The organism is Nocardioides sp. (assembly GCF_044226305.1).
Lineage (GTDB): Bacteria > Actinomycetota > Actinomycetes > Propionibacteriales > Nocardioidaceae > Nocardioides.
In genome coordinates, this window is sequence record NZ_JBGAHF010000030.1 from 1 (window position 1) to 20981 (window position 20981).

The 20981-nt window shown below is 73.5% G+C and carries 24 protein-coding genes; 8 read left to right on the top strand and 16 right to left on the bottom strand.

Annotation, left to right across the window (positions count from 1 at the left end; all coding sequences use genetic code 11):
• Positions 1-184: 184 nt before the first annotated feature.
• Complete coding sequence (locus tag ACILQ5_RS20350) at positions 185-1036, bottom strand: formate dehydrogenase accessory sulfurtransferase FdhD (protein ID WP_395659859.1); 852 nt, start codon at positions 1034-1036, stop codon at positions 185-187.
• An 18-nt stretch (positions 1037-1054) separates the two neighbouring features.
• Positions 1055-3502, bottom strand: a complete 2448-nt coding sequence (gene pepN, locus ACILQ5_RS20355) for an aminopeptidase N (RefSeq protein ID WP_395659860.1) — start codon at positions 3500-3502, stop codon at positions 1055-1057.
• Positions 3503-3699: 197 nt separating this feature from the next.
• On the opposite strand from pepN, the gene ACILQ5_RS20360 reads away from it, so the two are divergent.
• A complete protein-coding gene (locus ACILQ5_RS20360) occupies positions 3700-5487 on the top strand; it encodes a hypothetical protein (RefSeq protein ID WP_395659861.1) in 1788 nt (595 codons plus the stop codon).
• A gap of 80 nt (positions 5488-5567) precedes the next feature.
• Entirely contained in the window at positions 5568-7265 is a 1698-nt protein-coding gene (locus ACILQ5_RS20365; RefSeq protein ID WP_395659862.1) for an aminotransferase class V-fold PLP-dependent enzyme, read from the top strand.
• 42 nt (positions 7266-7307) lie between these two features.
• Here ACILQ5_RS20365 and ACILQ5_RS20370 read toward each other — a convergent pair whose 3' ends face one another.
• Both ACILQ5_RS20370 and ACILQ5_RS20375 read right to left on the bottom strand, forming a co-directional pair.
• Positions 7308-8114 carry a hypothetical protein gene (locus tag ACILQ5_RS20370; protein WP_395659863.1) on the bottom strand — a complete coding sequence of 269 codons (807 nt, stop codon included), beginning with the start codon at positions 8112-8114 and terminating at the stop codon, positions 7308-7310.
• A gap of 84 nt (positions 8115-8198) precedes the next feature.
• Positions 8199-9086: an EamA family transporter gene (locus ACILQ5_RS20375; RefSeq protein WP_395659864.1), complete on the bottom strand. Its 888-nt coding sequence runs from the start codon at positions 9084-9086 to the stop codon at positions 8199-8201.
• Positions 9087-9169: 83 nt separating this feature from the next.
• On the opposite strand from ACILQ5_RS20375, the gene ACILQ5_RS20380 reads away from it, so the two are divergent.
• Both ACILQ5_RS20380 and ACILQ5_RS20385 read left to right on the top strand, forming a co-directional pair.
• Positions 9170-10039 (top strand): LysR family transcriptional regulator, encoded by an 870-nt coding sequence (locus ACILQ5_RS20380; protein WP_395659865.1) that lies wholly within the window; start codon positions 9170-9172, stop codon positions 10037-10039.
• A 34-nt stretch (positions 10040-10073) separates the two neighbouring features.
• Positions 10074-10484, top strand: coding sequence for a DUF3054 domain-containing protein (locus tag ACILQ5_RS20385; RefSeq protein WP_395659866.1), 411 nt, complete (start codon positions 10074-10076; stop codon positions 10482-10484).
• A gap of 24 nt (positions 10485-10508) precedes the next feature.
• Here the strand turns inward: ACILQ5_RS20385 and ACILQ5_RS20390 are convergent, their stop codons facing one another.
• The 4 genes from ACILQ5_RS20390 to ACILQ5_RS20405 form a co-directional block, all read right to left on the bottom strand.
• Positions 10509-10742, bottom strand: coding sequence for a DUF3099 domain-containing protein (locus ACILQ5_RS20390; protein ID WP_395659867.1), 234 nt, complete (start codon positions 10740-10742; stop codon positions 10509-10511).
• Between the two features lie 95 nt (positions 10743-10837).
• A complete protein-coding gene (locus ACILQ5_RS20395; protein ID WP_395659868.1) occupies positions 10838-12037 on the bottom strand; it encodes a putative glycoside hydrolase in 1200 nt (399 codons plus the stop codon).
• Entirely contained in the window at positions 12034-12576 is a 543-nt protein-coding gene (locus tag ACILQ5_RS20400) for a hypothetical protein (RefSeq protein WP_395659869.1), read from the bottom strand. Before ACILQ5_RS20400 ends, ACILQ5_RS20395 begins: the two co-directional genes overlap by 4 nt.
• Positions 12577-12741: 165 nt before the next feature.
• Complete coding sequence (locus ACILQ5_RS20405) at positions 12742-13026, bottom strand: Fe-S cluster assembly protein HesB (protein ID WP_395659870.1); 285 nt, start codon at positions 13024-13026, stop codon at positions 12742-12744.
• 114 nt (positions 13027-13140) lie between these two features.
• Between ACILQ5_RS20405 and ACILQ5_RS20410 the strand changes: the two genes are divergently transcribed.
• Together ACILQ5_RS20410 and ACILQ5_RS20415 are read left to right on the top strand one after the other, a co-directional pair.
• Positions 13141-13590, top strand: coding sequence for an OsmC family protein (locus tag ACILQ5_RS20410; RefSeq protein WP_395659871.1), 450 nt, complete (start codon positions 13141-13143; stop codon positions 13588-13590).
• A 12-nt stretch (positions 13591-13602) separates the two neighbouring features.
• Positions 13603-14496 (top strand): oxidoreductase, encoded by an 894-nt coding sequence (locus ACILQ5_RS20415; RefSeq protein ID WP_395659872.1) that lies wholly within the window; start codon positions 13603-13605, stop codon positions 14494-14496.
• A gap of 6 nt (positions 14497-14502) precedes the next feature.
• Here the strand turns inward: ACILQ5_RS20415 and ACILQ5_RS20420 are convergent, their stop codons facing one another.
• Genes ACILQ5_RS20420 through ACILQ5_RS20440 form a run of 5 tightly spaced genes read right to left on the bottom strand, consistent with a single transcriptional unit; the run spans position 14503 to position 17783 of the window.
• Entirely contained in the window at positions 14503-15177 is a 675-nt protein-coding gene (locus tag ACILQ5_RS20420) for a peptidylprolyl isomerase (RefSeq protein ID WP_395659873.1), read from the bottom strand.
• 22 nt (positions 15178-15199) lie between these two features.
• Complete coding sequence (locus ACILQ5_RS20425) at positions 15200-16270, bottom strand: alanine racemase (RefSeq protein WP_395659874.1); 1071 nt, start codon at positions 16268-16270, stop codon at positions 15200-15202.
• The gene (locus tag ACILQ5_RS20430; protein ID WP_395659875.1) at positions 16267-17103 is read right to left on the bottom strand and encodes an aldo/keto reductase; all 837 of its coding nucleotides are present in this window, start codon (positions 17101-17103) and stop codon (positions 16267-16269) included. The genes ACILQ5_RS20425 and ACILQ5_RS20430 overlap by 4 nt, the downstream gene beginning before the upstream one ends.
• Before the next feature lie 27 nt (positions 17104-17130).
• Positions 17131-17562 carry a hypothetical protein gene (locus ACILQ5_RS20435; protein ID WP_395659876.1) on the bottom strand — a complete coding sequence of 144 codons (432 nt, stop codon included), beginning with the start codon at positions 17560-17562 and terminating at the stop codon, positions 17131-17133.
• Positions 17559-17783 (bottom strand): hypothetical protein, encoded by a 225-nt coding sequence (locus tag ACILQ5_RS20440; protein ID WP_395659877.1) that lies wholly within the window; start codon positions 17781-17783, stop codon positions 17559-17561. The genes ACILQ5_RS20435 and ACILQ5_RS20440 overlap by 4 nt, the downstream gene beginning before the upstream one ends.
• A gap of 54 nt (positions 17784-17837) precedes the next feature.
• Between ACILQ5_RS20440 and ACILQ5_RS20445 the strand changes: the two genes are divergently transcribed.
• On the top strand, positions 17838-18542 hold the full coding sequence (locus ACILQ5_RS20445; RefSeq protein ID WP_395659878.1) for a M50 family metallopeptidase: 705 nt from the start codon (positions 17838-17840) through the stop codon (positions 18540-18542).
• Between the two features lie 9 nt (positions 18543-18551).
• The gene (locus ACILQ5_RS20450; protein ID WP_395659879.1) at positions 18552-19430 is read left to right on the top strand and encodes an LLM class F420-dependent oxidoreductase; all 879 of its coding nucleotides are present in this window, start codon (positions 18552-18554) and stop codon (positions 19428-19430) included.
• Positions 19431-19442: 12 nt separating this feature from the next.
• On the opposite strand, the gene ACILQ5_RS20455 is transcribed toward ACILQ5_RS20450, so the two are convergent.
• The 3 genes from ACILQ5_RS20455 to lepB all read right to left on the bottom strand — a co-directional run bounded on the left by ACILQ5_RS20455 (position 19443) and on the right by lepB (position 20949).
• Positions 19443-19604: a hypothetical protein gene (locus ACILQ5_RS20455; protein WP_395659880.1), complete on the bottom strand. Its 162-nt coding sequence runs from the start codon at positions 19602-19604 to the stop codon at positions 19443-19445.
• A 26-nt stretch (positions 19605-19630) separates the two neighbouring features.
• Positions 19631-20128 carry a VOC family protein gene (locus ACILQ5_RS20460; protein ID WP_395659881.1) on the bottom strand — a complete coding sequence of 166 codons (498 nt, stop codon included), beginning with the start codon at positions 20126-20128 and terminating at the stop codon, positions 19631-19633.
• 92 nt (positions 20129-20220) lie between these two features.
• A complete protein-coding gene (gene lepB, locus ACILQ5_RS20465) occupies positions 20221-20949 on the bottom strand; it encodes a signal peptidase I (RefSeq protein WP_395659882.1) in 729 nt (242 codons plus the stop codon).
• Between the last annotated feature and the right edge of the window lie 32 nt (positions 20950-20981).

Genomic DNA, 20981 nt, shown 5'->3' on the forward strand with positions numbered 1-20981 from the left:
CCACCTTCTCGCGGAGTAGATCGGTGGACAGCTCACCGGCGGTCGGCGCCGACACGGGGCAGCGGTGAGTGTTCCACCAAACCCAACGCTTGAAAGGTGGCTCACCCACCGCTGCGTTGCGACATCCGCAACTCGGCAGACCCGGTCACCGCCGTCCCCCGCGACCGGCACGAGGGACATCCAGTCAGGCGTACTGGACACAGCGGTCGGCAGCGGTGAACCCGTAGAGGGCCAGGCCGGCCTCGGCGGCGAGCCGGACCGACAGCGAGGTGGGCGCGCCGACGGCGACCAGCGAGCCGACCCCGGCGGCCACCGCCTTCTGCACCAGCTCGAACCCGGCCCGACCGCTGACGACCAGGCAGGCCTCGGCGGGCGACGCGCCGGCGAGGACCCGCGCGCCGGTGACCTTGTCGACCGCGTTGTGGCGGCCGACGTCCTCGCGGACGACGAGCAGCTCGCCGTCCGCGGTGGCGAGCCCGGCGGCGTGCACGCCGCCGGTGCGGGCGAAGACGACCTGGCCCGACCGCAGCGCGCCCGGCAGCGAGCGGACGACCTCGGGGGAGGGGAGCGGCCCTGACCACGGCGCCCCGCGCGGCGCGTCGAGGCACGAGCTCACGCTGTCCTTGCCGCAGACCCCGCACGCCGACGACCCCGACCCGTCGTGGCGGTGCCCGGGGTCGCGCAGCGGCGGCCCGGACAGCGTGACGGTGACGACGTTGAGCTCCTCCTCCGGCGCGAGCGCGGTGTCGGTGCAGTAGGCGACGCCGTGGACCGACGCCGGCAGCGCGAGCCCCTCGTGGACCAGCCAGCCGGCCGCCAGCTCGAAGTCGTGGCCGGGCGTCCGCATCGTCACCCACACCCGCCGGGCGTCGGCGCCCGGCCAGGCGAGCCGGACCTCCAGCGGCTCCTCGGTGGCCAGCCGGTCCTCGCGCTCCCGCTGGGCCCGCCCGTCCGGGGCGCCCCCAGGTACGACGGCGTGCTCGCGCACCCGCGCCCGGACGGTCGGTCCGGGGCGACGGGCGCGGCTCCAGGTCATGGTCGGGTCAACGCCGGGTCACTCGTGCGGGTAGCGGGCGCGGACGGCGAGCAGTCGGGCCAGCCGGTCGGCCTGGTCGGCGAGCCGGCGCCGCACCGACGGCGCGAGCGACTCCTCGGCCGCCAGCGACCGGGTCCGCTCGAGGGTCCCCTCGTTGAGCGAGGTGCGGGGGAAGAAGAACTCGGTGGCGTCGGCCAGCACCCAGCCCGACCGGACCCCGACGGTCGCGGGCAGGTCGGCGAAGTAGCGGTCGACGTACGGGTCGGTCAGGTGCTCCTGGCCGCCGCGCCACATCCCGCTGCCGGCGGCCTCCAGCTCGTAGTTGGGGACGTCGACCTTGCCGGTGAAGCGGTCCCAGGCCCACTCCTTCGCCTCGGTGTCGGGCAGCGACGCGACCGCCCGGGTGTGCTCCACCCGTGAGCGCCCGGTCGGCTCCGCGTCCAGCGCGGCCTGCAGCTCGTCGCGGTCGGTCGCGCCGAGCGTGGCCAGCCGCACCAGCAGCCGCCAGCGCAGGTCGAGGTCGAGGTCGATCCCCGGGGGCGTCGTCGCGAGCCAGCCGCGGAGCCGCTCCGGGTCGTCGGCCGAGCTGATGGCAGTGCGGAACGCCGCGAGCTGCCGCTCCGACCCGGGCTCCAGCCGGTCCAGCTCGGCGACCGCGGCGCCGTGCACCCGGCCCAGCGCTCCGGGGCCGGCCAGCGGCACCACCGTCGACAGCAGCCAGGTGAGGGTGCGGCGCCGGGCGTCCTCGGTGTCCTCGACCGGCAGGCTGGCGACCGCGATGTCGAGCACCGCGGCCGGGTCGACGGCCGCGTCGTGCAGGGCGCCCCGCAGGTTGTTCCAGATGCCGGCGCGGAGCAGGTCGTCGCCGACCGACGGGAGCAGCTGTCCGAGGGCGGCCACGGTCTCGGCGTCCGGGTGCACGACGGCCCACGACTCGTCGTACGCGTCGAGCACGACGGCGGCGCCGGCCGGCACGTCGAACGGCGTCTCCTCGGCGGTCAGGATGACCGATCGGTCCTCCCAGCGGCCGTCGACGGCCACCGCCGCGCGGAACGTGTGTGCCCGGTCCGCGGGGTGCTCTGCTGGGGGTGTGCGCCGGAGCGCCGCGGCGGTCCGGTCGAGGGAGAGGGTGTCGGCGCCGGCGGTGCGCAGCCAGTTCGACGTGAACGACGAGAGGTCGCCGGCACCCGCCCGCTCCCACGACTCGAAGAGGTCGTGCATGGTCGCGTTGCCGAACCGGTGCCGGGTCAGGTGGTCGACGACCCCGCCGAAGAAGACCTCGTCGCCCACGGCGGCGTTCAGCTGCTTGAGCACGCTGGAGCCCTTGGCGTAGGAGATGCCGTCGAAGTCCTGGAGGGCCGCGCTGGCGTCGAAGGCGCCGTTGCCGGCGACCGGGTGGGTGCTCGGGCCCTGGTCGGCCGACAGGCCCCACATCCGGCGGTCGTAGGCGTTGTCGGTCCACGCGTCGGCGTACTCGGTGACGTCGGCCGTGACGCGGACGCCCATGTACTCGGCGAAGGACTCGTTGAGCCACAGGTCGTCCCACCACAACGGCGTGACGATGTTGCCGAACCACTGGTGCGCCATCTCGTGCGCGACGGTCGTGGCCCGCTGGATCCGCATGCCGCGCGTCACCCGGCTCGAGAAGATGAGCGGGTCCCGGAAGGTCACGCATCCCGGGTTCTCCATCGCACCGGCGTTGAACTCCGGCACGAACGCCTGGTGGTAGTCGCCGAAGGGGTAGCGGATGCCGAAGAGCCGGTGGAACTCGTCGAAGCACTGCTTGGTCATCGTGAACAGCTCGTCGGCGTCGGCGTCGAGGTCCTTCGCCAGGCTCGCCCGGGCCGAGAGGCCGAGCGGGATCCCGTCGTGCTCGTCGCGGAGCACGTGGTACGGCCCGGCGACCAGGGTGACGAAGTACGTCGACAGCGGCTGGGTCCGCTCCAGCTCCCACACGCCGGGCTCCGGGTTGGAGCCGGGCGCGTTGCCGATGACGACCCAGTCGGCTGGGGCGGTCACGTGGAACCGGTAGGGCGCCTTCAGGTCGGGCTGGTCGAAGCAGGCGTAGACCGTCGGCGCCGCGTCCATGAAGTTCATGCCGTAGACGTAGTGCCGACCGTCGGCGGGGTCGACGCTGCGGTGCAGTCCCTCGCCGTCGTTGCGGAACGGCATCACGGCGTCGACGACCAGCTCGTTGGGGCCCTCGACCGTGTCGATCGGCAGCCGGCCGCGCTCGAGCAGGTCGGGGTCGAGCCGCTGACCGTTGAGGGTGATCGCGGCCACCGAGACCGGCTTGAGGTCGACGAAGGTGGGTCCACCTGCGCTCCGGAACCGGACGGTCGTCAGCGACGTGAACGTCCGTTCGTCGGCGGCCAGGTCGAGCCGGACGTCGTACTCCTCGACGGTGAGGAGACGGGCCCGGTCGACGGCCTCACGGTGCTGCAGGCTCAGGTAGGGGCTGGTCACCGGGTCACCCTATGTCGGGCCTCGTGAGGCCTCGAGATCTCGGTTCGGTAACGGTGCCGGTGTTCGACCGGGGGGCTGGTCCAGACCACCTAGGGTGCAGCTGGCTCGACGGGGGAGTCGTGCAACCAGCGCGCGCCGACCGGAGTCTGAACAGTGAGCGCGAGACCCGCGCCCACCCTTCCGGAAGGAACACACGCATGCAGCGGCTCACACGACGCCGGGGACGCGCCCTGGCCTCGCTCATCACCGTCGCCGGGCTCGGGATCGGGGCGGCAGCCGCCGTTGCCGGACCCGCACAATCGGCCGACCCCGCGGGGGACTGTGCGGTGGCCTACCCCGAGGCCGACCTGACCGCCGGGCAGGACGTCACCGGCCTGACCGTCACCCACGGGACGACGCCGGAGGGCTTCACCGGTGAGGTCCTCGGTGTCCTCGACGACGGCATCGCGCCGGACGTCGACATGATCATGGTCCGGCTCACCTCGCCCGAGATCGACCGCGTCGGGATCTGGCAGGGCATGTCCGGCTCGCCGGTGTACGCCGGCGACGGCCGCCTCATCGGCGCCGTGTCCTACGGCCTGGCCATGGGTGGCTCACCGGTCGCCGGCGTCACGCCGTACGAGTCCATGGACGACTACCTGGCCGACGCGGCCGGCAAGGTCGCGGTCGACCGTGCGGCCGCCCGCCAGATCGCCCGGCACAGCGACGTCTCCGTCGCGCAGGCCCGGGAGGGGTTCGAGCAGCTCCCGATGCCGCTCGGCGTCGCCGGGGTGGGCGCCCGGGCGCTCGCCAAGGCCGAGCAGCACGCGAGCGGTCACCGCTGGCTGCCGCGCTCGACGTACGCCGTCGGGCGTGCCTCGGCAGCGGCTGCCGGTGCCGACGACATCGTCGCGGGCGGCAACCTCGCCGCCTCCATGACCTGGGGCGACGTCACCATGGCCGGCATCGGCACCGCGACCTCGGTCTGCGGCGACCGGGTGGTCGGCTTCGGTCACCCGATGAACTGGACGGGCGACACCACGCTCGGCCTGCACCCGGCCGACGCGATCTACATCCAGGAGGACCTCATCGCCGGGTTCAAGGTCGCCAACCTCGGTGACCCGGTCGGCACCATCACCGACGACCGGATGTCCGGCATCGCCGGCACGCTGGGGCCGCTGCCCGACACCGCCGACCTGACCGTCGGCCTCACGCACGGCGACCGGTCGCGCACCGGCGTCACGCACATCGCGGACCGGACCCCGGACACGATGGCCTGGAGCACGTTCTACGGGATCATCGCCGACCACCAGGCCCTCGTCGACGGGCCGGTCCAGGGCTCGGAGGACCTCACCTGGACGATCACCGGGACCGACGCCGACGGCGCGTCGTTCTCGCTGTCCTCGGGTGACCTCTACGCCTCCGAGTCCGACCTGACCTACCGGCTCGGGTTCGCGATCGGCGACGTCGTCTACGCGCTCGCCAAGATCCCCGGCGTCACCATCGACACGATCACGACCGACAGCGACCTGGTCGACACGGTGTCGACGCTCAAGATCAGCAAGATCGAGGTCAAGCAGGGCGGCGAGTGGGTCACCCTCAAGCGGCGCTCGGGCCTGGTGGCCCGCGGCGGGCAGGTGCTGCACGCCCGGGTGACCCTCACCGGCGACGGCGCCCCGACGCAGGTCGTGCCGGCCAGCCTGCAGGTCCCGGCCTCGTTCTCCGGACGGATGGTCGCCCTCCAGGTCGTGAGCGGTGCGCAGTCCGGGTCCGAGCGGATGCCGCGCGACATCGACGAGATCCAGGCGTGGCTCGAGGACCAGGTCCGCAACGACGAGATGGTCGTCGCGCTCAGCCGCGGCCCGCGCGTCCACCACGGCAGCGAGGGCTCGGCCCACGGCCGGTTCCGTGGCGGCGACGACAACCCGCGCACGGTCCAGACCGTGCTCGGGCCGTTCGGCTCGGTCGTGCGCGGCCGCTTCTTCTCCATCGGAGAGGCGCGCTGACCGCACGGTCGACCACGGCGTGGCCCCGCAGGACCCCTGCGGGGCCACGCTGCACCGTCCCTCGTGGCTAGGGTGGCCGCGTGGAGCCGGACAAGCAGCAGCTCCTCGCCCTGATCCGGGCCTCGGTGATCGGCGAGGACCACGTGATGGAGACGCCGTACGGGCGGCGCCGGGTGACCTACGCCGACTACACGGCCTCGGGTCGGGCGCTCTCCTTCATCGAGGACTTCGTCCGCGACCAGGTGCTGCCGAGCTACGCCAACACCCACACCGAGTCCAGCGGCACCGGGCTGCAGACCACCCGGCTGCGCGAGGAGGCCCGCGAGATCATCCGGTCCGCCGTCGACGGTGACGAGGACACGATCGTGCTCTTCGCCGGCTCCGGGTCGACCGGAGCGATCGCCAAGCTGATCGGGGTGCTGGGCCTGCGCATCCCGTCGGTGCTCGACGACGCGCACGCGCTCAGCGAGCACATCCCGCCCGCCCAGCGCCCGGTGGTCTTCATCGGCCCGTACGAGCACCACTCCAACGAGATCCCGTGGCGCGAGTCCGTGGCGGACGTCGTCACCATCCGGCAGGACGCCGACGGCGGGGTCGACCAGGAGGACCTGCGCGAGCAGCTGGAGAAGTACGCCGACCGGCCGCTCAAGGTCGGTTCCTTCTCGGCCGCGTCCAACGTGACGGGGATCGTCTCTGACACCTACGGCATCGCCGAGCTGCTCCACGCCCACGGGGCGCTGAGCTTCTGGGACTTCGCCGCGGCCGCGCCGTACGTCGACATCACCATGCCGGCCCTCGAGGGCCGGCCGCTGTCCTACAAGGACGCCCTGTTCATCTCGCCGCACAAGTTCATCGGCGGCCCCTCCACGCCGGGGCTGCTGATCGCCCGGCGCGAGCTGTTCGCCAACCGGGTGCCGGACGTCCCGGGCGGCGGGACGGTCGCCTACGTCAACGACGACGACCACTCCTACCTCGCCGACCCGACCCAGCGCGAGGAGGGCGGCACGCCGGCGATCATCGAGTCGATCCGCGCGGGCCTGGTCTTCCAGCTCAAGCAGGCCGTCGGCACCGACACGATCCGTGAGCAGGAGGAGCGGCACCTGCGCCGCGCGGTGCAGGCCTGGCGGGCGGAGCCGGCGATCGAGCTGCTCGGCAACCTCGACGCCCAGCGGCTCTCGATCGTGTCCTTCGTGGTCCGCTCGCCGTCGGGCCGCTACCTGCACCACAACTACGTCGTCGCGCTGCTCAACGACCTGTTCGGCATCCAGGCCCGCGGCGGCTGCTCGTGCGCGGGCCCCTACGGACACCGGCTGCTGGGCATCGACCTCGAGCGCTCGCACGAGTTCGAGCGTGAGATCACCGGCGGCTGCGAGGGCATCAAGCCGGGCTGGGTGCGGGTCAACTTCAACTACTTCGTCTCCGACGCCGTCGTCGACTACCTCGTCGAGGCCGTCCTCCTGGTCGCCCGCGAGGGCTGGCGGCTGCTCGGCGACTACCGCCTCGACCCGGCGACCGGGCGCTGGCGGCACCGCGACGGCCTGGTGACGCCCCCGCTCAGCCTGCACGACGTGTCGTACGCCGGCGGCCGGGTGTCGATGCCGGCCAACGACGCCACCGGGGGAGAGGAGCTGCTCGCCGACCACCTGCGCGAGGGTGCGGCGATCCTCGCAGCCGCCCCGGGTCCGGACCTCGACTCGCACCCGGCGGACCTGAGCGCGGACTTCGAGCACCTCCGGTGGTTCGACCTGCCGGAGCGGTGCCTGGCGGAGTCGTCGTAGGTCGGCCCGCCGCCCTGCGACGCGCGACCGACGGGCCGCAGGTCAGGCGTGGCCGCTGAGCTGGGCCATCCGGGTCGCGAGCGCGTCGACCATCGCGCTGGCGCGCTTGGCCGGGATCGGCGACCTCTTGTCGCCGCCCTGGCTGGAGACCGGGAGCACGTCGATCGACAGCCTCGCGCCGCCGGCGAGCGCCCGGAGGGCGTCGACCTTGTCCCCGAAGGCCGACCCGCTGCCGGGTGAGTAGTAGTGCACGACCTCGTCGATCTCGTCGGGGTAGAGGTCGGTCTTCGTGACCGCGATGACGAGCCAGATCGGGCGGTCCCGACGGACGGCCATCGAGGCGATCCGGTGGGAGGTGATCGTCCAGTCCTCGAGCTCCGCGGCCAGCTGCTCCTCGCGGGTGGCCGTCGCCGTGCCGGTGGTGCCCGCCGCCCGCCGCGGTGTGGCGTAGCCGTTGGCGACCACGTGGATCACGCCGTCGACCGGCTCGTCGTGGAAGACCTCGTCGAGCGCGCCGAGCCGGGTGGCTGCGTTGTCGCCCGGCACCACCCGGAAGCGGAAACCTTGCATCCGCGCGGACCGGCGGGTCCGGCGCTCCATGACCGCCGAGCCCACCTCCGTCACGCCGTCGCCGGAGGCACGCCGCGTGAGCCGGTCGGCCAGCTGGCTCTTCCCGACCCCGGTCATGCCGGTCACGGCCACCACCGGGAAGCGGCGCCGGAAGAGCCGGCCCACCCGCTCCGGGGCCGCGGCGAGGCCGGTCAGCAGCCCACCGGCCACCGTCGCACCGATGGCGGTGCGGCTCGAGGTCGGCAGGACCGTCCGGATGCGGGTCGTGGTGCGGGACACGAAGCCTCCTCTGCGTGCGGGGCGGGAGCGGCGACGACGACGAGCCTACGTTCCGCGGACCCGGCAGCGACGACCCGGAGGTGGTCAGGCGTCGGCCAGCACCGGTCCGACCTGCGGCTCGACGGGTGCGTCAGGCCGGCGCGCACCTGCGCGCGCGGCGCCCAGCCCAGCAGCGACGACCATCCCGACGCCGGCGACGGCCAGCAGGTTCGGCTGCTGGCCCAGGACGACGAACCCGATGCCGAGTGCGAAGGCCGGCTCGAGGGCCATCAGCGTGCCGAAGGCGCCGGCCGTGAGCCGGCGCAGCGCCAGCATCTCGAGCGAGAAGGGCACGATCGGGAGCAGCACGGCCAGACCCAGGCCGAGCAGCACCAGCTCGGGCGTCACCCGGCCGACGGCGGCCGGCCCGGCCACCACCGTGGCGACCAGGCCCGCAACCGGCATCGAGATGGCCAGCCCGGCGATGCCGTCGGCGGCGTCCCCGACCTTCTGGGTGAGGAGGATGTAGGCCGCCCAGCAGCACGCGGCCGCCAGCGCGAGCGCCACGCCGACCGGGTCCGCGCCGCCCGCCCAGGGCTGGGTCAAGAGCACGACCCCGCCGGCGGCGACCACGGCCCACCACCGCGCCGCGCCCCGGGTGCGTGCCACGGCGACCCCGAGGGGGCCGAGGAACTCCAGCGCGCTCGCCGTGCCCAGCGGCAGCCGCTCGAGGGCGGCCATGAACAGGAGCGTGATGCCGGCCGTGACCACGCCCAGCGTCGCGCCGAGGCGCACCGTCTCGCGGCTGAACATGGACGGACGCGGCCGGACGAGGGCGAGCATCAGGACGCCGGCCCAGGCCAGCCGCAACCAGGCGGCGCCGCCGGCGCCAACCTGGTCGATGAGCCCGACCGAGGCGGCCAGGCCGACCTGGACGCACAGCATCGAGGCGATCGCCATCGAGGCGCCGGCTCGGGCAGACGAAGGGAACATGCCGACCAGTGAACTCGGCACGACCGTTCACGTCCACGTGACTGTGCTGGACATACCGTTCATCAGACCAGCATGATCAGCGGATGGACGTGCGCCGGCTCCAGCTCCTGCTCGAGCTCTCGCGGCTCGGCTCGATGCGGGAGGTCGCCGACGAGCTCGGGACCACCACGTCGAACGTGTCCCAGGGGATCGCCGCGCTCGCCCGCGAGGTCGGCACCGCGCTGGTCGAGCGCGACGGCCGGCGGGTGCGACTGACCCCGGCCGGGGCCCGGCTGGCCGAGCACGCCGTCACCATCCTCGCTGCCGTCGAGGCGGCCCGGCTCGACCTCGACCCGGGATCCGAGCCGTCGGGGGTCGTCCGCGTCGCGGGGTTCGCGACCGCCATCCGACGCTCGCTGCTCCCCGTCGTCACCGACCTCGCCGAGACCCGCCCGGGCGTCGAGATCCGCATCCACGAGCACGAGCCGCTCGAGGCGTTCGACCTGCTCGCCCGGGACGAGGTCGACCTCGCCCTGGTCTACGACTACAACCTCGCCCCGGTGGCCTGGCGCAGCGACCACGAGGTGACGGCTCTGTGGCGGGTCGACTGGGGGCTGGGCGCACCCAGCACCGGAACCCGGCACGGGCTCGCCGACCGTGCCGACGACGACTGGATCGTGAACTCGCGCAACACCGCGGACGAGGAGGTGCTCCGCACCCTGGCGTCGATGGCCGGCTTCGAGCCGCGGGTCGTCCACCGCATCGACTCGCTGGAGCTCGTCGACGACCTCATCGCCGCCGGGCTCGGCGTCGCGCTCCTGCCCCGCGACCACGCGCCACGTCGGGGCGTCAATGTGCGCCCCCTGGGCGACCCCCGGGTCGAGCTGCGGGCGTACGCCGTCACGCGGACCGGCCGCAGCCGCTGGTCGCCCCTCCGCGCGGTCGTCGACGGCCTGGCCGGCCGCACCGGCTGACCGGTCCGCGCGGGTCGCCTGGGACCCTGGTCCCGTGGTGACACCGACGACGACGCGACCGACCCGATCGACCGGGCGCTGGCTGGTCCCGGTCGTCGCGGACCTCGGGTGCGTGCTCGCCCTCGCGGTGGGCGGCAAGAGCTCCCACGACCCGGGTGAGTCCGCGTGGGTCGTCCTCGCGATCGTGTGGCCGTTCGCGGTGGCCACCGTGCTGGCGCACGGGTGGCTGGTCCTGCGAGGCGGCCGGACCCGCCGGGTCTGGCCGGAGGGTGCCGTCGTCCTGGTGGCCACCTACGTGCTCGGCATGCTGCTGCGCGCGGCATCGGGCCGCGGCACGGCGCCCGGCTTCCTCGTCGTCGCCGCGGTGTTCCTCGCCGTCACGATGCTGGGCTGGCGCATCGCGGCGGGTCTCGTCACCCACCTCCGCTCGACGCGCGCCCGGTGACGTGCGAGCGGGTCCGGGCGCTCCTCATCGGTCCTCGCCCCAATTGGCGACGATCACGGCGACCGGCGGGATCACGGCAGCGACGGCCGACATGGCCACGGCCGCCGTCGTCGACCACAGCCGGACCAGGTTCCAGGCCAGCAGAATGAGCAGCAGGCAGACGCCCATGAGGGCGAAGTACCAGCGCTGACGCCGGCGCAACCGCTCGCTCTGCGGCCTGCGGACCCCGTCGGCCGCGACGTGCTGGTACCGCCTCACGCGACCCACCCTGCCACGGCGGTCCCGCCGCACCGTGGGCGACGCGGGGCCGGTCGTTGGCCGACCTGCCCGGCCCCGACCTACCCGGCCCCGACCTACCCGGCCCGGCGCAGCAGCACGGCGGTGGCCCGCGCGAGGCGCACCTGGGTCACCTCGCGGCCGCCGAGCCGTTCGTAGGTGCCCCCCAGGTCGACCACCCGGGTGAAGGAGGTCGGGTTCACCACGACGAGCCCGCGGGTGAATGCGCGCCGGTAGACGCCGTCCACGAGCCGCACGCGGGGGGCGACCGGTCGTCCGATGTCGAGGTTGGCCCGGTACTGCCAGTGGTCGGCCTCGAGCTCGGCGGGCACGAAGACGCTCGCGCCGGTGGCGCCGTCCCAGGTGAGCAGCCAGGTCGCCCGGTGGTAGACCTGCGCCTCGCGGTCGGTCTGGCTGCTGTAGGTCACGGCGAGCAGGGGCACGCGACGCGCTGCGCACCAGGCGGCGAGCTGCATCTTCCACTGCCACTCGGCGTTCTCGAAGCGGGGCTGGGTGTCCAGGCCCCACTTGGTGAAGTACTCGTCCTCCCAGCCGCTGACGTAGGGGGTCCACGCGGGGATCACCGAGGCCCAGGTGTTCCACTCGACGGTCACGTTGGAGATCGCGAGGTAGCCGGCGGCCTTGAGCCGGGGGCCGACGCGGGAGAGGAACGACTGCGTCGCCAGGTACATGGACGCGTCGTCGGGGATCTGAGTCGAGGTGAGGTCGTCCACGGTGGGGTGGCTGAGGTAGGTGAGCGTGTCGTCGAGGACGACGCCGTCCCAGTCATGGGCGCGCAGCTCGGCGAGCACGCCGCCGGACCAGGCGTCCTGGTACGTCGTGCTGCCGACGTCCATCGGGTGCAGGCCGGGGTAGTCGGACCACTCGAGGCGGGCCCCGGTCGCGTCGGTCAGGAACCACTCCGGGTGGTTGCGGTCGGCGTCGGCGTACGAGACCCCGGTCGGGTAGAGGCCGGTCTCGTGCGGCCGGTCGACGGTCGCCGACACGTCCTTGTACATCAGGATCCGCACGCCCGGGTTCTGCAGCCGGTACGCCGGGATGCGGTCGTACTCCCACGGCTCCATCACGATGTAGTCGCCGGTGGCGGCGCCCGGGGTGCGGTCCAGGTCGCCCCAGTCGAGCGCGACCACGCCGGTGCCGGGCACGTGCCGGTGGGGGAACGCCGCGGCCGGCAGCGGGCCGGTGGACAGCACGACCAGCAGCCCGGCGAGTGCGAGGAGGGACCCGGCGCCCCACCTCCCGCGGCGGGTGGTCATCCCCGAGGCACCCAGGGCGACGCCTCGGCGTCGTCGGGCGCGTAGTCGGTGTCGGAGCTCCGTTCGGTGAGGACGGCGAACCTGAGGTCGTCGTACTCGCCGTCGTGGAGGCAGTGCGCCGGCAGGGTGAGCCGGACCGTGGGCGCCTCGGTGCTCCACCGCACCCGGAAGCCACGGCACGGGACGCGCGGGTCCCCGCCCTCGGTGGCGTGGTCGGTGAACGCCCCGGCCAGCACGAAGCTGCGGGTGTGCGCCGTGGGCCGGAAGAGGCTCACCAACCGGAGACCGGTCGCGTGGCGGGGGTCGACGCTGACGACGAGGTCGCCCCGGACGGCCCGGTGCACGTCGACGTCGACCACCACCCGGTGGTCCAGGTTGCGCAGGGTCGCGCCGGTGATGTCGAGCCCCGGCCCGTCGGTGTCCCCCGTCGGGTCCTCGAGGGTCGCGCTGTCGGCGGCGGCGGGGGAGACCCCGAGCCCGAGCAGCAGCACCGTTGCGGCGAGGAGGGCGCCGAGGACGCTCGGGGTGGGTCGCTGCATGCGCTGGATGGTTACACGACGATCATCGTCCTGACTGGCGACTCGCGTAACTGGTGAGGCATCTGTGACCTCGCACCACGCACCGGACCGGCCCACGCAGGACACCGGGGCGGTGCGACCGGCGTGGGTCGCACCGCCCCGGTGGGACGCGCGGTCGTGGTGACGTCAGCCCTGCAGGGCGAGGGCGAACTCGACCTTCCCCGAGGGGTCGACGGCGGCGTCGAGCACCTTGTCGTCGAGGAGCTCGGCGGCCGCGGAGTCGAGGTAGACGGTGGCGCCGCCCTGCTCGACGACCTGGTCGCCCGGCTCGCCCTGCATGGCGGCCGAGATCGCGAAGGCGGGCTCGGGAGCGTCCTCGGTGGTGATGCGGAGCCCGGCGCTCTCGGCGAGGCCGGGCTGCGTGGTGATCTCGTTGACGATGGCGCTGGCGTTGTCGGTCAGGGTGAGCATCGGCTCGCCTTCCGGATAGCGGTTGCTTACCCGTTCCACCGTCCCCGATGGTCGTCCGCGACACAACCCGAGCGCCGATCCCGGGCGTGTCGCGGGGTCTGGCACCCTGGGCGCATGACCCCCGACCTGCCTGTCCCGCCCGTCGCCGAGGACGCCCACCGCCGCGTCGACCTGACGAAGATCGGCCCCGGCCGCTTCAAGGCCACGAACGCGCGCGGTGGCGTGCTGCCGGTGGGCTCCGGCGACGACCCGGACTTCACACCCGTGGAGCTGCTGCTCGCCGCGCTCGCCGGGTGCAGTGCGATCGACGTCGAGCTGATCACCGGCAAGCGGGCGCACGCCACGTCGTTCGACCTCGTGGCGGAGGGTGACAAGGTCCGCGACGAGGACGGCAACCACCTGGTGGACCTCCGGCTCACCTTCGAGGTGCGCTTCCCCGAGGGTGAGGACGGCGACCGGGCCCGCGAGGCGCTGCCGCGCTCGATCGCCCAGTCCCGCGACCGGCTGTGCACGGTGGGCCGGACGGTCCAGCTCGGCGCCCCGGTCGAGTACGTCGAGGCCTGAGCGGGCCGGGAGATGGCACGTCGCAGGAGACCCGGCCGCTGGGACGTCGTGCCCCGGCAGGACGGGCGACGCTTCGTCGTGACGGGGGCGAGCAGCGGCCTCGGCCTGGAGACGGCGCGCGCCCTGGCCGGGGCCGGCGCCCACGTGGTGCTGGCGGTCCGCAGCGAGGAGCGGGGGGCGGCCGCGGCCGCGACCATGACCGGCTCCGTGGAGGTGCGGCGGCTCGACGTCGCAGACCTGGCCAGTGTCCGGGCGTTCGCCGCGGACGTCGGCCCGGTGGACGTGCTGGTCAACAACGCCGGCGTGCTCGCCGTCCCGTACGCCCTGACGGCCGACGGCTTCGAGACCCACCTGGCCACCAACCACCTCGGCCACTTCGCCCTCGCGAACCTGCTGCTGCCGCGGCTCACCGACCGCGTCGTCGTGGTCTCGTCGGACTCGCACCACACCGGCGAGCTCGACCTGGACGACCTCAACTGGGAGCGCCGCGAGTACAAGCCGTACGCCGCCTACGGGGCGACCAAGCTCGCGAACCTGCTGTTCATGGCCGAGCTCCAGCGCCGGCTGACAGCCGCCGGGTCGACGCTGCGGGCCACCGGTGCCCACCCGGGCTCGACCGCGACGGCCATCACGGCGAACACCGGGAGCCGCTTCAAGACCTGGGTCGGCTCGTGGGGCCACCGGCTGGTCGGGATGCCGCCCTGGAAGGGCGCGCTGACCGTCCTGTACGCCGCGACCATGGACGTGCCCGGGAACACGTTCATCGGCCCCGGCGGGTTCCTGGAGATGACCGGCTGGCCGACCAGCGTCGGTCGCAGCCGCCAGGCGTCGGACCCCGACCTCGCCAAGCAGCTCTGGCTGCGGTCGGAGGAGCTGACGGGGGAGCGCTTCCCGCTCGGCCGGTGACCGGTCTCAGCCGATGCTGACCGACTGGATCTGCACCGACTCCTTCGGCGGTCCGTCGGGCCCACCGTCGGCCGTGCCCTTGTCGGCGACCTTGGCGACGAGCTCGGTGCCGGCGTCGTCCATCTGGCCGATGACGTCGTAGCTCGGCGGCAGCTCGGTGTCCTCGTAGACGAGGAAGAACTGGGAGCCGTTGGTGTCCGGTCCCGCGTTCGCCATGGCGACGGTGCCGGCGGGGTAGGTCTCGGTGCCGCTGAGCTCGTCGTCGAAGCTGTAGCCCGGGCCGCCCGTGCCCGTGCCCGTCGGGTCACCGCACTGGAGCACGAAGATGCCCTGCGTCGTCAGGCGGTGGCACGGGGTGTCGTCGAAGTAGCCCTGGTCGGCCAGGGAGATGAACGAGTTGACCGCGCACGGCGTGGCGCCGGCGTCCAGGGTGATCGGGATGGCGCCGACGTTGGTCTCCAGCGTCGCGCCGAAGGTGCCCTCCGCGGGCGCCTCGGTCGACGGCGGGTCGACCTGCTTGGCGCCCTGTCCGCCGGCGTTGTACGTGCACGGCGTCGTCTTGCCGCCGGTCTGGGTCGGGCTCGTGTCCGTGGCGCTGTCGGAGCCGTCGCTCCCACATCCGGCGAGGACGGCCAGGGCAGCGGTGGCGGCCAGGGTGAGGGCGGCGCGGCGCAGCAGCATGCCGCCGATGGTAGGGGAGTGGTCAGCCGTTGCGTCCGCGGGCCACGACCGACCACCGCTCGGTGTCGTCGGCCCACAGCTCGTCGGCGAGGTTGACCGCGTTGCAGACGTGGTTCGGGACCAGGTCGAGCACGGTGCCCAGGGACGGCAGGGCGGCGCCCGCCAGGTCGGCGACCGCATGGTGCTCGGAGAGCTGGACCACGCGAGCCTCGGGGTACGCCGGGAGCCGGCCCCAGCCGGTCGCCCAGGCCGCGCGGTCGGCGCCCAGCGCCTTGCTGCCGGCGTCGAGCACGAGCCGGCCGCCGGCGTGGCTGACGACCGTGGTGCGGCAGACCAGGGCGACGTCCGCGGGCCGCATCGACCCCAGCTCCCACTGCTGGGCGTCGCCGAGGACGTAGACCCCGGGCCGCAGCTCCGTGACCACGCCGCCGCTGCCGGGGCCTGCGGCCAGGCTGGCCGCCAGGCTCGGGGTCGAGCCGCCGCTCACGACGTCCGGCTCGAGCCCGGCCGCCCGGAACGACGCGACCGCGGCCTCCAGCGCGCGGGCCTCGTCCGCTGCTGCGGACGCCCCGGCGCCCGGTCCGTAGGCGTGCCCGGGGAAGGTGAAGACGCCGCGTACGGCCAGCCCGGCTGCTGCGGCCGCGGACGCGACCCCGCCCGCCTCCTCGGGGGGGCAACCGCTGCGGTGCTGGCCGCTGTCGATCTCGACGAGGACGGCCACCTCGGCGCCCGCGAGGAGGGCGCCCGCGCGGTCGGCCGAGGTGGTCGAGTCGACGCCGATCGCCAGGTCCGCCCGCCCGGCGAGGTCGCGCAGGCGGCGGGCGGCGTCCTCGGTCAGCCACAGGGGGTAGGCGATGAACAGGTCCTCGACGCCGTGGTCGGCGAAGACCTCGGCCTCGCCGACGGTCGCGACGGTCAGGCCGACGGCGCCCGCCTCGAGCTGGAGCCGGGCGACCTCGGCGCACTTGTGCGTCTTCGCGTGCGGACGCAGCGCGATCCCGGCAGCGGCAGCCTGCTCGGCGACGCGCGCCACGTTGGCCCGGAGCCGTGCGGTGTCGACGCGGAGGTACGGCGTCGACGGCTCGGTCCTCACATCTCCTCGTGCGTGTCCGGGTCGCCGCCGAACAGCCGGCCGTCGGGGCGCTCGAGCGCGGAGATCGCCGCGACCTCGTCATCGGTCAGCTCGAAGCCGAAGACGTCGAGGTTCTGACGCTGTCGCTCCGGCGTCGCCGACTTCGGGATCGGGATCGAGCCGAGCTGGACCTGCCAGCGCAGGATGACCTGCCCGGGTGTGACGCCGTGCTGCTCGGCCGCGTCGGCGACCGGCGGCTCGGCGAACGGCGCCCGGCGCTTGCCCAGCGGGCTCCAGGACTCCGTCCGGATGCCGAGCCGCTCGTGCGTGGCGCGCATCTGCACCTGCGGGAAGTAGGGATGGAGCTCGACCTGGTTGACCGAGGGCGTCACCCCGGTCTCGTCGATGATCGTGGTGAGGTGCTCGTCGGTGAAGTTCGAGACGCCGATCGACCGCACCAGGCCCTGCTCACGCAGGTCGACGAGCGCGCGCCAGGCCTCGACGTACTTGCCCACGCTGGGGTTCGGCCAGTGCACGAGGTGGAGGTCGAGGTAGTCGAGCCCGAGCCGCTCCAGCGACCCGTGCACGCTGGCCACCGCGTCGTCGTACCCGTGGTGGCGGCCCGGGATCTTGCTGGCCACCCGCAGCTCCTCGCGCGGGATCCCGCTGGTGCGGATCGCCTCGCCGACCTCGCGCTCGTTGTCGTAGTTGACGGCCGTGTCGATCAGCCGGTAGCCGACCTCGATCGCGCTGCGCACGGCGGCGGTCCCCTCGGGGCCGGTGAGCGGGTAGGTGCCGAACCCGATCGCGGGGAGCGTCGTGCCGTCGTTGAGGGTGTGGGTCGGGACCGCCATGCCGGCCACCGTACCCAGCCGGCGTCCTCAGACGTCCTCGGGCGTCGCCTCGTGCCCCGGCCTGCCGGGCGTGCGGCGCTGCTGCTTCAGGCGGGCCTCGTAGGTGTGCCGCTCGCCGGCGGTGAGCCGGTCCCGGGCCTCGGTCACGAACCGCCGGAAGGTCGCGTAGTAGTCGTCGTCGTAGCGCTCCACGACCTGGAAGGTCCACATGCCCGGCAGCACGTTGCGCCCGACCAGGTCGCTCTCGATCCGGTCGGCCAGCTCGTCGTGGCCGGCCTCCCGGAACGCCTCGACGGCCTCGCCGAGCGTGAAGTCCGCCGTGCCCGAGAGCCGGTGGAAGCGGTAGGGGCTGCCGCGGGCGTCCTCGATGACCTCGAACGCCTCGGAGAGCTTGCCGACCGCCTCGACGGTGGCGTCGTCGAGGCTGTCGTCGAGGCCGTCGGCGTCGGTCGTGCTCATGCCGAGAGGACCTCCCGCGCGGAGACCGCGCCGCGCTCGTCCTGGATCGCGTCCGCCAGGCGGCGCACGTCGTCGTCGGCGACGTCCACGCCGGCCTCGCCGAACCCGTCGCGCAGCTCCTTCTCGACCGTGCCCTCCGGCGCGCCGTCCTGCCACGAGGTGACACGGTCGACCACGGCCTGGATGGCCTCGAGCTTCTCGTCGTTCTGGTTGTCCATCATGGCGCGCTGGTACCCACCGCCTGCGGCAGGCACGCGTCCGGCAGGCTGGTCGGCGTGTGGGACTCGATCTGGCAGGACGTGACCGGCGTCCAGCCACCGCCGGGGGAGCGGAGCGTCGTGCTCACCGCGCTGGTCGCCCTGGCCCTGGTCGCGGTACCGCGCGCGTGGCAGGTCGCGCGGCACGTCGTGACGATCGCCCACGAGGCCGCGCACGGCGTCGCCGCGCTGCTGAGCGGACGGCGGCTCGCCGGCATCCGGCTGCACTCGGACACGTCGGGGCTGACGGTCTCGAAGGGACGGCCGACCGGGCCGGGCATGGTGGTCACCGCCTTCGCCGGGTACGTCGGCCCGGCGCTGCTCGGCCTCGGCGGAGCCGCCCTCCTGCGCGAGCGGCACGCGCTCGCCGTGCTGTGGGCGGCGGTGCTGCTCCTCGCCCTGCTCCTGCTGCAGATCCGCAACTTCTACGGACTGTACGTCGTCCTCGTCGCCGGCGCCGCCGTCGTGGCGGTGTCGTGGTGGGGGAGCGACGAGGTGCAGTCGCTGGCGGCGTACACCGGCGTCTGGTTCCTGCTGCTCGCCGCTCCGCGGCCGGTGCTCGAGCTCCAGGGTGCACGCCGCAGCGGGCGGGTCCGCGACTCCGACGCCGACACCCTGGCCCGGCTGACCCGGCTGCCCGGGATGGTCTGGGTCGTGGCGTTCCTGGTCGTGACGCTCGGCTGTCTGCTCGTCGGCGCCCGCTGGCTGTGGGTCGGGGCGTAGGTTCGAGCCGTGCGCATCGGCATCCACTACGCGAACTTCACCCACCCCGACTGGGAGCACCGGCTCCGCGACCGGCTCACCGAGACGGCGCGGGTCGCCGACGAGGGCGGCGTGGCGATGTTCACGGTGATGGACCACTACTTCCAGATGGAGGCGCTCGGCGGCCCGCCGATGCCCATGCTCGAGGGCTACACGACCCTCGGCTACCTCGCCGGCCGGACCGAGAAGGTCCGGCTGGGCCTGCTGGTCACCGGCACGACGTACCGCTGGCCGGGGCTGCTGGCCAAGATCGCCACCACCCTCGACGTGCTCTCCCAGGGCCGGGCCGTGCTCGGCATCGGCGCCGCGTGGTACGACCGCGAGCACGCCGGCCTCGGCGTGCCGTTCCCCTCGACGAGCGAGCGGTTCGAGCGGCTCGAGGAGACGCTGCAGGTCGTCCGGCAGATGTGGAGCGACGACGACGGCCCGTTCGAGGGCAAGCACTTCCAGCTCGCCGAGACCGTGTGCGTGCCGCCGCCGGTGCAGCAGCCGCGGCCGCCGATCCTCATCGGCGGCGGCGGGGAGCGGAAGACGCTCCGCCTGGTGGCGCAGTACGCCGATGCGTGCAACCTCTTCCGCAGCGACGTCGAGGGCATCCGCCACAAGCTCGACGTCCTGCGCCGGCAATGCGACGACGTCGGGCGCGACTACGACGAGATCGAGAAGACGATGGTCAACGGCGTCGACGGTCCCGACCCGGCGACCGACCCGGAGGGCTTCGTCCGCGACATGGAGGAGTACGCCGCGCTCGGGATCTCGCTCATCACGCTGATGCCGCCCACCGAGGACCCGGTCGGCTGGACCGAGCGCGTGTGCGACCACGCGGTCCCGCACCTCGCGGGCCGCTGAGGCCGCCGTCGCTCACCAGAACCCGCCGGGCGTGTCCTGCGAGCTGGTCTTGCGGGCGTCCTGGACCCGCCGGTCGTAGAGCTTCCCGCTGTCGACCCAGCGGCCCTTGCGGCTGCTGCGCCAGTAGAGGAGTCCGAGAGCGACGACCACGAGCGCCGCGATGATCCAGGTCATGCGTCCGAGTATGCCCCGGCAGGCGCTCAGAGGACCTCGAGCCCGTACATCGACCCGAGCGGGTCGGAGATCAGCTCGACCCGGGTGCCGTCGGGGTCATGCAGGTAGATCGAGGTGCCGCTCTCGAGCAGGTACTCGACGCCGGCGGCGTCGAGCCGTCCCCGCAGCCCGGCCCAGCGCTCGGGCTCCACGCTGATCGCCAGGTGGTGCAGGCCGCCGAGCACCTCGGCGTACGGCCCGACGTCGAGGCCGGGGAAGTCGAAGAAGGCGATCAGGTTGCCGTTGCCGATGTCGAAGAAGAAGTGGTTGGACCCCGCGTAGTCGCGGTTCTCGACGATCTCGGTCAGCGGGAAGCCGAGCAGCTCCTGATAGAAGCGCACCGTGCGCTCGACGTCGGCGCACACGATCGCGACGTGGTGCAGGCCGCGCGCCGAGGACGCCGGGCGGGTGGCGGTGGGGGAGAGGTACGTCGAGCGGATCCGGTCGCGCTCGGCGGCGATCCGGTCGAGGTCGCGGTCAGCCATGGCCTGACGGTACTCCACCCTTCAACTACCGTGGCCGGCTCGGGCGCCCCAGGTCCTGTTGCCGGATCAGCTGCCGAGGTCAGCTGCCGAGGTCAGCTGCTGGGGTCGGGGACGTCGTCGAAGGTGGCGGGCCGGTGCAGCCAGTCCCAGTGGTCGTGGGGCCACACGACGGCGAAGACCCGGCCGACCACGAGGTCGGTGTCGACGTAGGCGTCGTCGTCGTCGCACTGGGTCTGGCCGGTGCGGCAGAGGTGGTAGCTGCTGTCGGCCGACTTGGTCCGGTTGTCGCCCATCACGAACACGTGCCCGGCTGGGACCGGACCGGCGGTCCAGTCGCACGCGCCCGGCCCCATCGGGCCGCGACACTTCACGGTGCCGGCGTGGTTGACGTAGTCGTCCTCGTCGAGCGGCTGGCCGTTCACCGAGATCCGCCCCTCGTCGTCGCAGCAGGTGATCGTGTCACCGGCGACCCCGATCACCCGCTTCACCAGGTGACCGCCGGTGGGGTAGAGCCCGACGTGCGTCAGCAGCCGGGCGACCGGGTTGCCCGGTCCCGACTCCTCGGCGGGGCTCAGCCAGCCGCCCGGGTCCTCGAACACCACCACGTCGCCGCGCTGCGGACTGCCGCCGAACCAGTACGACGGCTTCTCGACCAGGATCCGGTCGTTCTTCACCAGCCCGGGGACCATCGAGGGGGAGGGGATGTAGAAGGCCTGCACGAAGAACGTCTTGATGACCACGGCCAGGACGACGGCGATGACGAGCAGCAGCAGCGTCTCCTGCCACCAGGGGCGGTGCTTCCTGCGGGAGTCGGGCGGCACGCGCCGAGCCTAGACGCCGCCTCCCAGCGGCG